This window comes from Fluviirhizobium alvei, from assembly GCF_030551875.1.
GTDB classification, from domain to species: domain Bacteria; phylum Pseudomonadota; class Alphaproteobacteria; order Rhizobiales; family Rhizobiaceae; genus Rhizobium_E; species Rhizobium_E alvei.
Map to the genome: position 1 here is coordinate 1 of NZ_JAUOZU010000002.1, position 12,842 is coordinate 12,842.

Genomic DNA, 12,842 nt, shown 5'->3' on the forward strand with positions numbered 1-12,842 from the left:
AGTCAAATGCGCGCGTGACAGCGCTCGACGATGGCGGCTGGCTGGTGACCTGGCAAAGCAAGGGGCAGGATGGTTCGAGCAATGGCATCTATCAGCAACGCTTCAGCAAGAACGGCGACAAGATTTCAGACTTCGCACCCGAGGGTGCCAATGCCACCGTCAGCCTTGACGAAGATACATCCTACAGTTTCGAGAAGGCGGATTTCGGCTTTACCGATGCCGATGGCGACAAGCTGGAATCGATCACCATCACCAGCCTGCCATCGAGCGGCACGCTTGTGCTTGATGGCGTGGCGGTGGAAAAGAATGATGTGATCGCCGCCAGCGACATCCGCAAGCTGGTCTGGACGCCGGACGCCAATGCCAATGGCAAAGGCCTCGACAGCCTGAAATTCACCGTCACCGACAGCTACGGCACCACGTCGAAATCGGCCTATACCATCACCTTCGATGTCGATGCCGTCGATGATCTGACGGTCTATGCAGAAACCCGTGTCAACAGCGCAACGGCTGGCAACCAGACAGCCGCGCAGGTGACCACGCTTTCGGATGGAAGTTATGTCGTGACCTGGCAGAGCGCCGACCAGGATGGCGATGGCAACGGCATCTACCAGCAGCATTACAGTGCCAAGGGTGTGAAGATCGGCGGCGAGGTGCAGGTCAATTCCTATACCGTTTCCGAACAGCTCGCACCGTCGATCACAGCCCTCTCCGGCGGCGGCTGGGTCGTGACCTGGCAGAGCGCCGGTCCGGACGGATCCAGCTATGGCATTGTCCAGCAGCGCTACGACGCCGATGGTAACGCAGATGCCGCCGGCGAGATCCTGGTCAACACCACTGCCACATCCGCCCAGCGCAATCCGGTCGTGACTGCGCTCGACGATGGTGGCTGGGTCGTCGCCTGGGAAAGCCTTCATGGCGGCGACATGAATATCTACCAGCAACGGTTCACCAGTGGCGGTGTCGCGAGCGATGGCGAAACCCTGGTCAATGGCTGGGTGTCGGGCAACCAGGTGGCGTCGACCATAACCGCGCTTAAGGATGGCGGCTGGGTTGTGGCCTGGGAAGGCTCTGGCGGCAACGGCAGCGAGTATGGCATCTACCAGCAGCGCTACAACAGTGCCGGCACGGCAGTGGGTTCGGAAACGCTGGTGAACTCCACCACCGCAGGCGATCAGGGCACGCCATCGATCACCGGACTTGCCGATGGTGGCTGGGTCGTGACCTGGTATGATCCCAACAAGGATGGCGACGCCTTCGGCATTTTCCAGCAGCGCTACAACAGTTCGGGCGCCACCGTCGGTTCGGAAACCCAGGTGAACACATTCGTCACCGGCATTCAGTTCGAACCGAGTGTCACGGCACTGAAGAGCGGCGGCTGGGTGGTGACCTGGTCGAGTTCCGACCACGACGGCGGCCAGTACGGCGTCTATCAGCAGCTCTATAACAAGAATGGCGCTGCTGTCGGCGACGAAACCCGCATCAACACCACCACCGATGCCGATCAGGATACGCCCTCCGTTTCGGCCTTGAACGATGGCGGCTGGGTCGTGACCTGGAGCAGTTATGGCCAGGATGGTGATGGTGAGGGCGTTTACATGCAGCGCTTCAACAGCGCTGGCAAGACCTCTTTCAGCTCCGACCCGACCGGCAAGAACAAGACCGTGACGGCCAAGGAGGATACCGATTTTTCCTTTGCGAAATCGCTCATCACCTTCAGTGACAATGATGGCGACACGCTATCCTCCATCGTCATCACCAGCCTGCCGACCAAGGGCAAGCTCACCTTCGCCGGTCAGGCCGTTCAAAAGAATGATGTCATTGCCGCGGCCGATCTCGACGAACTCGTCTGGACCCCGCCCGCCAATGCCAATGGCAAGAATGTCGCCAGTATCGGCTTCAAGGTCGAGGATTCCTCGGGCAACATGTCGTCGTCGACCTACAAGCTGACCATGGATGTCACGGCGGTCAACGATGCGCCGACCGGGGCCGACAAGACCCTCACCATTAAGGAAGACAGCGGCTACAAGATGAACAAGTCCGCTTTTGGCTTTGCCGATATCGATGGCGACAGCCTCGGCGCCGTCAAGATCAGCACGCTCGATGGCGATGGCACGCTGACCTTCAAAGGCAAGGAAGTGGCGCTCGGGGCCAGTATCGCGGCCAAGGATCTCGGCCAGTTGGTCTGGAAGCCGCTCAAGGATGCCTTCGGCACCGGCGTCGGTGACATCGGCTTCAAGGTCGTGGATGACAATGGGCTTGCTTCCAGCAAGATCAATCACCTGATCTTCAATGTCACCGATGTTGTCGACACGATCACGGGCAAGAAGGGCGCCGATACGCTCATCGGAACCGCGGGCGCCGACACCATTTCCGGTCTCGCCGGCAATGACAAGCTCGATGGCCGGGCGGGCAACGACAGTCTTGCCGGCGGCACCGGCAAGGATACGTTCATCTTCACCGGCAAGCTCAACGACGCCGACAAAATCGTGGATTTCGATGTCAACGGCGGTGATGTCATCGATCTCTCGGCGAGCAAGATCAAGAACTTCAGCGACCTGATGACCACTTACGCCCATGACAGCGGCTCCGATGTCGTCATCAGCTTCGAGGCAGGAGGCAAGGTGGTGAGTTCGTTGACGATCGAGGGCGTCAGCGTTGCCGAGCTGAAGGTCGATGATTTCCTGATCTGATCATCCGGGGTGGGGGGGGGGGGGGGGGGGGGGGGGGGCCCCCCCCCCCACCCCGGTCCCGGGATTTCTCCGAACGTGCCTTGACTCGCTCAATATATCGGTTATTCTGGATATATGGATGAGAGCAAAACGATAGCGGCACTGGCCGCCCTTGCGCAGCCGACAAGGCTGCAGACCTTCCGGCTTCTGGTCGAGCGCGAACCCGAAGGCGTGCCAGCGGGCGAATTGGCCCGGCTGATCGGCGTGCCGCAGAACACCATGTCGACGCATCTTTCGATCATGGCCAATGCTGGCATGGTGATCGGCGAACGCCAGAGCCGATCGATCATTTACAGGGCCGATCTCGAAGGTTTCCGCTCGGTCATGCTCTATCTCCTGCAGAATTGCTGCGGCGGCAACGCCGCGCTTTGCGTGCCTCTGATTGCCGATCTTACCCCCTGTTGCCCTCCCAAAGAGGGTGCCACCGACCGAACCTGAAAGACCGCCATGACCAAGATTTACAACGTGCTGTTCCTCTGCACGGGCAATTCCGCTCGTTCCATTCTCGCCGAATCCATCCTGTCGAAGGAGGGGGAGGGGCGCTTCCGTGCCTATTCGGCCGGCAGCCATCCCAAGGGTGAGGTGCATCCGCTGGCGCTCAAGACGCTCGCAGCACTCGGCTATCCGGATAACGGGTTCCGCTCCAAGAGCTGGGACGAATTCGCTGTCGAAGGTGCGCCCGCCTTCGATTTCATCTTCACGGTCTGCGACAATGCCGCCGGCGAAACCTGTCCGGTCTGGATCGGCCATCCGATGACGGCCCATTGGGGTGTCGAAGATCCCGCCGCCGTCGATGGGCCGGAATTCGAGAAGGAGCGCGCCTTCTCGCAGGCCGCCCGTTTTCTCAAGAACCGCATCATGGCCTTCGTCAGCCTGCCGATCGCCTCGATCGACAAGCTGGCGCTCGAAAGCAAGCTCCGCCAGATCGGCGCCATGGAAGGCGCGACCGGTTCCAGCGGAAAGGGCGCCTGACATGTCGACCTTCGAACGCTATCTCACGATCTGGGTCGGCCTCTGTATCATCGTCGGCATCGCACTCGGCCATTTCCTGCCCGACCTGTTCCAGGCGGTGGGTGCCATGGAAGTCGCGCGCGTCAATCTGCCGGTCGCGATGCTGATCTGGCTGATGATCATCCCGATGCTGCTCAAGATCGATTTCGCGGCTCTCGGCCAGGTCGGCCGCCACTGGCGCGGCATCGGTGTAACGCTCATCGTCAACTGGGCGGTCAAGCCCTTCTCGATGGCGCTGCTCGGCTGGCTGTTCATCGGCTGGCTTTTCCGGCCGCTGCTGCCGGAAGCGCAGATCGACAGCTACATTGCCGGCCTCATCATTCTGGCCGCCGCCCCCTGTACCGCCATGGTGTTCGTCTGGTCGAACCTGACCAAGGGCGAACCGCATTTCACGCTCTCGCAGGTGGCGCTCAACGATGCGATCATGGTCGTGGCCTTTGCGCCGATCGTCGCCCTGCTGCTCGGCCTGTCGGCGATCACCGTTCCGTGGGATACGCTGATCCTGTCGGTGGTGCTCTATATCGTCATCCCGGTCATCGTCGCGCAGGTGCTGCGCCGGTTGCTGATGGCGGATGGAAGCACTTCACGGCTCGATGCGTTGCTGTCGCGCCTGCAGCCGCTGTCGCTCCTGTCGCTCCTTGCCACGCTGGTGCTGCTGTTCGGTTTCCAGGGAGAGGCCATCATCGCCCAACCCGGCGTGATCGCGCTGCTGGCAGTGCCGATCCTCATCCAGGTCTATTTCAATTCGGGCATCGCCTATCTGCTCAATCGCTGGTCGGGTGAGGAACATTGCGTGGCCGGACCCTCGGCGCTGATCGGGGCCTCGAACTTCTTCGAGCTGGCGGTCGCCGCCGCCATTTCGCTGTTCGGCTTCCATTCCGGTGCGGCTCTTGCCACCGTCGTCGGCGTACTGATCGAAGTGCCGGTCATGCTGTCGGTGGTCTGGATCGTCAACAATACCAAGGGCTGGTACGAAAGCGCGCCTGCCGTCCGCCGCAACCTCAACCACAATCCGAGCAGGGAACATTGACCATGGACGTGACGATCTACCACAATCCCGCCTGCGGCACTTCCCGCAACACGCTGGCGCTCATCCGCCATGCCGGCCTTGAGCCCACGGTGATCGAATATCTCAAGGACCCGCCGTCCCGGGAGCAGCTGGCCACCATGATCCGCGATGCCGGGCTTACGGTGCGCCAGGCGATCCGCGAAAAGGGTACGCCCTATGAAGCGCTCGGCCTCGGCGATCCTTCGCTCGGCGACGAGCAACTGCTTGATGCGATGCTGACGGAGCCGATCCTCATCAACCGGCCGTTCGTGATCACGCCGATGGGGACGCGGCTTTGCCGCCCCTCGGAAGCCGTGCTCGATATCCTCCCGGCCGACGCGTTTTCGGCTCCCTTCGTCAAGGAGGATGGCGAGGCAGTCCTCGGTGAAGGAGGCAAGCGCCTTGTCTGATCTCCCCGCCGCCGACCTCCGCCATCTCCGGCAGCCCGATCCCGCGGCCCTGCGCCCGGTTGCCTCCACCCATCCGCCGCGCATCCTCATCCTCTACGGTTCGGTGCGCCCGGTCTCCTACAGCCGGCTGCTCGCCGAAGAGGCAGGCCGCCTGCTGACCCATTTCGGCGCCGAGGTGCGTTTCTTCAATCCGTCCGGCCTGCCTTTGCCTGATGATGCGCCGGTCAACCATCCAAAGGTCGAGGAGTTGCGGGCACTGTCGGAATGGTCCGAGGGCCAGGTCTGGGTCAGTCCGGAACGGCATGGCGCTATCACCGGCATCATGAAGGCGCAGATCGACTGGATTCCGCTGTCGATCGGCGCCATCCGCCCGACCCAGGGCAAGACGCTCGCCGTCATGCAGGTTTCGGGCGGCTCGCAGAGCTTCAATGCGGTCAATACGCTGCGGCTTCTCGGCCGCTGGATGCGGATGATCACCATCCCCAACCAGTCCTCGGTCGCCAAGGCCTGGCAGGAGTTCGACGGCGATGGCCGTATGAAACCATCCTCCTATTACGAGCGCGTTGTCGATGTCTGCGAGGAACTGATCAAGTTCACCCTTCTGACCCGCGACTGCTCGTCCTATCTCACCGACCGTTATTCCGAACGCAAGGAAGACGCGGAAAAGCTCGAAGCGCGGATGAAACTGAAATCGATCTGAGGCCGGGGCGGGAGGATCAGTCCTTCCGGTCCGGAGCGCTCGAGAGCGCCTTCAGGGCCGCGATCCCGACCGGTGGCTCGGCCTTGAAGGGCAAGAGATAGGTGCGGCGCGCGAGCTTGTCGCGAACACGGTCGATCTGTGCCCTTTCGCCGGCAATGCGCGACAGAAGCAGCGGATCGCCCGTGCCACTGGCCGACATGGCGCGGTTGATCACCCAGCCATAGGGCTCGATCTTGGCGCGCCGGAGATCCTCCTGCAGGGCGGCGGCTTCTGAGACCGGCGTCGTCTCCGGCAAGGCCACCAGAACCACCTTGGTATAGTCCGGGTTCTGCAGCCGCATCAGCGGCGTGATCATGCGGCCGGCATGGGTCGGCTCCATCTGCGCCGTCATCTGGCGATGGTAGGCCCCCGTTGCATCGAGCAGCAGCAGCGTATGCCCGGTCGGCGCCGTGTCGATGATCACGAAGGCATCGCGCGCTTCCGCCACGATGCGGGAGAAGGCGTGGAAGACTGCGACTTCCTCGGTGCAGGGCGATTCGAGATCTTCCCGCAGCAAAGCCTTGCCATCCTCATCGAGATCGCGGCCACGCGAAGCCATGATCTTTTCAATGTAGCGCTTCGTTTCCGCCGCCGGATCGATCCGGTCCACCGTCAGGTTCTGGAGCGATCCGTCGACCACGAAGGTGAGATGGGCCGCGGGATCGGTGGTGGTGAGATGCACGGCATGGCCGCGTTCGACGAGACCGATCGCGATTGCTGCGGCGACGGTCGTCTTGCCGACGCCGCCCTTGCCCATCACCATCACCAGTCCCTTGCCGCCGGCGGCGATATCGTCGACGAGCGCTGCGAAGCCCGGCAGATCCGGCCAGACACTCTCCGGAATGACAGTAACGTCGCTGGCTGTCGCCGGTGGCGCAAAGAGCGCGCGCAGGGCTGCAAGCCCGACCATGTCGAAGCCGAGCAGCGGGAACTCGTCGCGGCTCAGCCGCGCAATCTCCGCCGGCATCTCCGCAAGCGCTGCGGCCTGGCTGCGCTCAAGACCTGTAGCGATCACATCTCCCGATCCGACCGGGTGAAAACGACCATTGATCGCGAGCATCTGGTTTTCAAGCCCGAGCGCTGTCAGTTCGCGCGATGTGCGCGCGGCCTCGCGCAAGGCTCCGCGATCCGGCCGCGTCACCAGCACGATTTTCGTGCGCTGTTCATCGCCGAGGCAGGTGAGGGCAGCGCGAAACCGGTCCTCCTGCATCTTGAGCCCTGAATGGGGCCCGAGGCAGGAGGCGCCTCGATCATTGCCTTCGAGAAACCCCGTCCAGGCCTTGGGCAGGCTCAGAAGCCGCAGCGTATGGCCGGTGGGGGCCGTATCGAAAATGATATGGTCGAATTCCGGCATCGCATCGGCCAGCAGTCCGACAAAGGCGTCGAAGGCGGCAATCTCGGTGGTGCAGGCGCCGGAGAGCTGTTCCCGCACTGTCTTCTTCTCGTCCTCGGTGGCGGCAGGACCCATCTGGTCGAGAACGCGGATCCGGTAATCCTCGGCAGCGGCTTCCGGGTCGATGTTCATGGCGAACAGGCCGGGCACATTCGCAACCGCCACGGGCTCGTCGGAGAGCGGCGTCGCCAGCATCTCGTCGAGATTGGAGGCCGGATCGGTGCTGACGAGCAGCACCCGCTTGCCCTGATCGCAAAGCGCAATCGCGCTCGCACAACTGAGCGAGGTCTTGCCGACGCCGCCCTTGCCGGTGAAGAACAGGTAGCGGGTCGGTTCGGTCAGCATCTGGGTCTTGATCATGTCGGTCTCCTGTCAGACAGACCTTAGGCGGATCGGAACCAGATTCCTTGATCGAACGCAATTCGGATGCTGTTTTCGGACAATCAGAGCGTGGCTTCGTATCCGCCCTGGATGACGAGCTGGATCGAGATCAGGAACAGGAGCACCATGATCACCCGCCGGTAAATCACATCCGGCAGCACGCGCGAAATGTAGCGGCCGAGAAAGGTGCCGCCGACCGCAATCGCGCAGAGCACGAGCGCCGTCGTCACATTGAGATCATCCATCAGGCCGAGCGTGTAATAGGCCGGCAGCTTCGACAGATTGACGATCGCAAAGGTGATGGTCGTCGTACCGGCAAATACCATCTTCGGCAGTTTCTGCGGCAGCACATAGGCCTGGAAGGGTGGCGCGCCCGAATGGGCGATGAAGCTGGTGATGCCGGTCAGAACACCCATGAAAAGGCCGAAGGCAAGGTTGGGCTGTCGCGGTTCGGCGGCCTCATGGCGACCGATCCAGGCCGTGAGGCAATAGGCGATACCGATGATGCCGGTCGCAATCACGATCACCCAGGAAGGAACATGTTCGGAAAGGAGGCTCGCCACCAGAACGCCGAACAGGGCCGATGGCGCCAGGATCGCGATGTTGCGGGCCGAAAACTCGCGCCGATAGACCCAGACCCCGACTGCATCCGAAATCAGGAACACCGGCAGAAGGAGCGAGGCCGCCGTCAGCGGATCATACCAGAAGGTCAGCATCGGCACGGCGAGCGTACCGGCTGTTGCAAGGCCGCCCTTGGCCAGTCCGACAATGAGGGCAGCGAGCGCGATGATAAGAAAATGCTCCGGCACGGGATCGATCTTTCGGCTTGGGGGACCGGCTTCACCGGTGCGGATCGTTGAGGGTCAGGGGCGTTCGGTCAGGTCAGCAAGATTGATGTGGACCGACCGTTTCATAACATGAGTTTGCCCGTTCGCCAGTATCTCTCGATTGTCATGCGTCGACCGGAATGGGCTTGTCCTCGAACGGTAGCGACGATTGCAGGAGAATCGTCGTCGTACGCCGCAGATGCTCTGCCATGGCAGTGCGCGCCGTGTCGATATCGCGGGCAATGGCTGCAGCCGCAATGGCATCATGTTCGGCTGTGACATCTCGGCCGGTTTCGTCGAGAGGGCCTGACAGTCGGCGATACCGTTCCGATTGAGTGAATAACTGGCGGCGCAGCCGCAGCCACCACATGTTGCCGCAGGATGCCGTCAGTTCGTCATGGAACAGCGTATGGGCCATGTGCCATTGATCGGAAAACAGGCCGCCATCTGCCATCGAGCGCCCGGCCAGCACTTTAAGACGATGCTGAAGCGCGATGATCCGCCCCTCCCATTCGAGATCGGCGCGCCGGATCGTATCCTCGAGACAGCGACATTCGATCTCGATGCGCACTTCCGTCATGTCGAGCAGATCCTGGCGCGAGATCGGCGCCACGACGAAGCCCTTCTGCGGTTCGGCCACCACCAGCCCTTCGGCCGTGAGGCGCGACAGGGCTTCGCGCACCGCGCCCAGGCTCGCCTCCATCGTCTTGGCGATATGGTCGATCCTGAGCTTTTCGCCTGGCGCATAATGGGCGTGCACGATTGCATCGCGCAGAAGGTTATAGGTTCGCTCGGTGCGGCTCTTGTGCATGGTATCCTCGGTCATGGCTTCACTATATCCTTCCATTCCTCAGATAAATATATTTTTTCGCTTCTTTGGTCGAATGTTCACGTTTATCGCATCCGGGCCGCAACTCGTATTTGCAAATCAGCTGCGCCTTCGTCTTGTCGGCATCAACGACCAGCCGAGCTTCTGCTCCACCAATCCCCACAGTCCCGTGCGGGAAAAGGTCATGACGAGAATCGCGACCAGGCCGAGCACGATGAGATAGATCGTGCCATAATCCGAAAGAAGCTCGCGCAGGAAGAAATAGACCAGCGTGCCGACGATCGCGCCTTCCAGTCGGCCGATGCCACCGATCACCACGATGAAGACGATGATGACGGTCCAGTCGGTCATCGAAAAGGCAGCATCGGGCGAAATCCGCACTTTCTGTAGAAATATGACGGCGCCGATCGCCCCTGTCGCGGCCGAAACCGCGATATAGGTCCAGAGCCGCGTCCGCCAGATATCGACGCCGACGGAGGCCGCCGCCAACCCGTTGTCGCGCAGCGCCATCAGCGCCAGGCCTGCCTTGGAGCGGATGAGCGCATAGGTGCCAGCCAGAATGCCGAGCCCGAGGAAGACGAGCAGCAGATAGACGACGATCTCGCGGCCATCGCGGCTTGCGGCAATGCTGCGGATTGCGCTGGTCGGCAGCGACATGCCAGCGCCTGCGCCCAACGACGGGATGGCGCCGAATACCAGCGACACGGTCTCTGCCGCCACCCAGGTGCCGATGGCGAAATAGGCGCCTTCGAGCCGGAAGAGCAGCGGTGCAAACAGCCAGCCCACCAGCCCGCCGGCAATGGCTGCAATGGCGATCGAGGCTATCGGCGGCAGGCCGAGCCAGATCACGCAGATGAAAAGCGTATAGCCACCGAGACCGACGAAGGCCTGCTGGCCGGTGGAAACCAGTCCGGCATAGCCGGCGAGCAGGTTCCAAAGCACGGCCAGGGCCAGATAGCTCATGATTTCGCCGATCAGCCGCAGATCGGACCGTCCGGCCCAGAGCGGGGCGGAGGCGAGAATGGCTGCGATGACGATCAGGCCAAGGGTAACGCGCAAAGCGGGTTTCGACATGTTCAGTCCATCCGGGGAAAGAGGCCGCGGGGGCGGAAAGCCAGCACCGCGAAAAAGACGAGATGACCAGCGAGGATCTGGAAGGCAGGTGAGATCTGGGCGCCGAATGTCTGCGCCACACCGAGAACGATGCCGCCGGCGAGCGTGCCCCAGAGATTGCCAAGCCCGCCGATGATGACGGCCTCGAAGCCGAAGATGAGGCGCGCCGGCCCGGCGAAGGGATCGAAGTTCGAGCGCGCGGCCAAGAGGATGCCGGCAACTGCGATCACCGCAAAGGAGAGCGCCATCGCTAAAGCCGCGACATGACGGGTGCTGACGCCGATAGAGCGCGCGGTTTCGGGGTCATCCGACGTCGCCCGGAAAGCGCGGCCGATCGCAGTGCGGAAGAAGACCAGTTCGAGCAGGCCGATCACCACCACCGCCACCGCAAAGGTCAAAAGCGGCAGCAGGCCGACCGCGAGGCTACCGGCCGAAACGCTCATGGTTTCGATCGCACCGGCACTCAGTCGACGGGCATCGTTGGAGAAAAGCCCGAGCAGGCTGTTCTGGATGATGACGGCAAAGCCGAACGTTACGAGAATGGGCGGCAACAGGTCCGGCCCGAGCGTGCGGTTGATGACGAACCTTTGCAGCAGGTAGCCGATGCCGGCCATCACCGGTGCGACGATGATAACAGCCGCGAACGGGTGCAGGCCGGTCGCCTGAACCACGACGAGCGCGACATAGGCGGCAAGCACGATGAAATCGCCATGCGCGATGTTGACCAGCCGCATGACGCCGAAGATCAGGCTCAAACCAGCCGCGAAGAGGGCGTAGAGACCGCCAAGCAGGATCCCCTGGATCGCCGCATCGATGAGATTCATGATTTCACTCCCCAAAATAGGCGGCAATGAGCTCGGCCTTGCTGAATGCATCGGCAGGACCTGACAGCACGACCCGTCCCTCGCGCATGCAGACGAGCGACCCCGCAAGCTTGCGCACCCGGTCGACATCCTGTTCGACGAGCACGGCGGAGATGCCGCTGTCGACGATGGCCGGAAGAGCCGCATAGACATCGTTGACCACCACCGGGGCGAGCCCGAGCGAAATCTCGTCGAACAGGATCACGGCAGGATTGGCGACGAGCGCGCGTCCGATCGCCACCATCTGCTGCTGGCCGCCGGAAAGCTGCGTTGCCGCCTGGTTACGGCGCTCGCCGAGAATCGGAAACAGCTCGAAAACCCGATCGATCGTCCATTCGCCGCGGCGTCCGTGATCGGCGGCAATGCGCAGATTTTCCTCCACCGACAGCGAGCGGAACAGGCGCCGGCCTTCCGGCACCATGACGATGCCGATCTTCGGTAGGCGTTCGGGCGTGAGATCGCCGATCGGCTGGCCCCGGAACATCACCATGTCGCGCTCGCGCGGCAACAATCCGAGAATGGCCTTGAAGAGAGTGGATTTGCCGGCGCCATTGGCGCCCACGAGGCCGAGAATGGATTTCTCCGGCACCGACAGGTTGACGCCGAAAAGCGCCTGGAAATCACCGTAGCCGGACGACATGTTGTTGATAGCAAGAAGCGGCTCAGCCATGGGCTTCCTCCGTCGTATCGAGACCGAGATAGATGGCGGCAACCTGCGGGTTCTTCATGATCATGTCCGGATCGCCCTGGGCGATCAGCTGACCGAAATCGAGCACCATCACGCTGTCGACCACCGAGAGCAGGGCATGCAGCACATGCTCGATCCAGATGATGGTGACGCCGGCGGCGCGTATCTCGCGGATGAGAGCCACGAGATCGCGGCATTCCGCTTCCGTGAGGCCGCCGGCAATCTCGTCGAGCAGCAGCAGGCGCGGGCCAGTGGCAAGCGCGCGGGCCAATTCCAGCCTTTTGCGGTCGAGCAGGGTCAGGCCGCCGGCAATCACGTCCGACTTCGGCCCCAGGCCGCAGCGGTCGATCGCTTCGGCTGCGTGCGGTCTGGCGGCATGTTCGCTGACCTGACGGCCGAAGGCGGCGGCGATCAACACATTTTCATAGGCTGTCAGGCCGGAAAAAGGTTGCGGCACCTGGAAACTGCGCGCCACCCCCATATGGCAGCGGCTGCGCGCATCGATGCTTGTGATGTCCTTGCCATAGAGGCTGATCGTGCCGCTGTCGGCTTTCAAGGTGCCGGTGATCAGGTTGAAGAGTGTGGTCTTGCCTGCGCCGTTCGGGCCGATGATTCCGAGCGCATCGCCGGTGGCCACGCGGAACGAAACGTCCTGCGCCACTTTGACGGCTCCGAATGATTTGCATAGCCCGTCGGCCGAAAGTGCATAAGCGCTGTCGGTCATTGGTTCCTCCCATATTTTCAAAGCCTAACCGAGAAAAAATACATACTCAAGGAAATAATACATTTTTTCTTGTGCGACTGAAAA

General features: G+C 62.1%; 13 protein-coding genes. 6 read left to right on the forward strand and 7 right to left on the reverse strand.

Going from position 1 to position 12,842, the window contains the following annotated elements; translation table 11 throughout:
• From Q4481_RS02840 to arsH, 6 genes are all read left to right on the forward strand, one after another.
• The coding region (locus Q4481_RS02840; protein WP_304374770.1) for an Ig-like domain-containing protein at positions 1–2,693 on the forward strand (2,693 nt) is incomplete at its 5' end.
• Positions 2,694–2,807: 114 nt separating this feature from the next.
• Positions 2,808–3,170 carry an ArsR/SmtB family transcription factor gene (locus Q4481_RS02845; protein ID WP_304374771.1) on the forward strand — a complete coding sequence of 121 codons (363 nt, stop codon included), beginning with the start codon at positions 2,808–2,810 and terminating at the stop codon, positions 3,168–3,170.
• A gap of 9 nt (positions 3,171–3,179) precedes the next feature.
• A complete protein-coding gene (locus Q4481_RS02850; RefSeq protein WP_304374772.1) occupies positions 3,180–3,704 on the forward strand; it encodes an arsenate reductase ArsC in 525 nt (174 codons plus the stop codon).
• 1 nt (position 3,705) lies between these two features.
• A complete protein-coding gene (gene arsB, locus Q4481_RS02855; RefSeq protein ID WP_304374773.1) occupies positions 3,706–4,773 on the forward strand; it encodes an ACR3 family arsenite efflux transporter in 1,068 nt (355 codons plus the stop codon).
• Between the two features lie 2 nt (positions 4,774–4,775).
• A complete protein-coding gene (gene arsC / locus Q4481_RS02860) occupies positions 4,776–5,201 on the forward strand; it encodes an arsenate reductase (glutaredoxin) (RefSeq protein ID WP_304374774.1) in 426 nt (141 codons plus the stop codon).
• On the forward strand, positions 5,176–5,901 hold the full coding sequence (arsH, locus tag Q4481_RS02865; protein WP_304374775.1) for an arsenical resistance protein ArsH: 726 nt from the start codon (positions 5,176–5,178) through the stop codon (positions 5,899–5,901). Before arsC ends, arsH begins: the two co-directional genes overlap by 26 nt.
• A gap of 16 nt (positions 5,902–5,917) precedes the next feature.
• Here the strand turns inward: arsH and arsA are convergent, their stop codons facing one another.
• From arsA to Q4481_RS02900, 7 genes are all read right to left on the reverse strand, one after another.
• Positions 5,918–7,693 (reverse strand): arsenical pump-driving ATPase, encoded by a 1,776-nt coding sequence (gene arsA / locus Q4481_RS02870; RefSeq protein ID WP_304374776.1) that lies wholly within the window; start codon positions 7,691–7,693, stop codon positions 5,918–5,920.
• A gap of 83 nt (positions 7,694–7,776) precedes the next feature.
• The gene (locus tag Q4481_RS02875) at positions 7,777–8,523 is read right to left on the reverse strand and encodes a sulfite exporter TauE/SafE family protein (RefSeq protein ID WP_304374777.1); all 747 of its coding nucleotides are present in this window, start codon (positions 8,521–8,523) and stop codon (positions 7,777–7,779) included.
• 142 nt (positions 8,524–8,665) lie between these two features.
• The gene (locus Q4481_RS02880; RefSeq protein WP_304374778.1) at positions 8,666–9,367 is read right to left on the reverse strand and encodes a GntR family transcriptional regulator; all 702 of its coding nucleotides are present in this window, start codon (positions 9,365–9,367) and stop codon (positions 8,666–8,668) included.
• A 102-nt stretch (positions 9,368–9,469) separates the two neighbouring features.
• A complete protein-coding gene (locus Q4481_RS02885) occupies positions 9,470–10,444 on the reverse strand; it encodes a branched-chain amino acid ABC transporter permease (RefSeq protein WP_304374779.1) in 975 nt (324 codons plus the stop codon).
• Positions 10,445–10,446: 2 nt separating this feature from the next.
• Positions 10,447–11,307 carry a branched-chain amino acid ABC transporter permease gene (locus Q4481_RS02890; RefSeq protein WP_304374780.1) on the reverse strand — a complete coding sequence of 287 codons (861 nt, stop codon included), beginning with the start codon at positions 11,305–11,307 and terminating at the stop codon, positions 10,447–10,449.
• Positions 11,308–11,311: 4 nt separating this feature from the next.
• Positions 11,312–12,016 carry an ABC transporter ATP-binding protein gene (locus Q4481_RS02895; RefSeq protein ID WP_304374781.1) on the reverse strand — a complete coding sequence of 235 codons (705 nt, stop codon included), beginning with the start codon at positions 12,014–12,016 and terminating at the stop codon, positions 11,312–11,314.
• Positions 12,009–12,758 (reverse strand): ABC transporter ATP-binding protein, encoded by a 750-nt coding sequence (locus Q4481_RS02900; protein ID WP_304374782.1) that lies wholly within the window; start codon positions 12,756–12,758, stop codon positions 12,009–12,011. The genes Q4481_RS02895 and Q4481_RS02900 overlap by 8 nt, the downstream gene beginning before the upstream one ends.
• Positions 12,759–12,842: the final 84 nt, after the last annotated feature.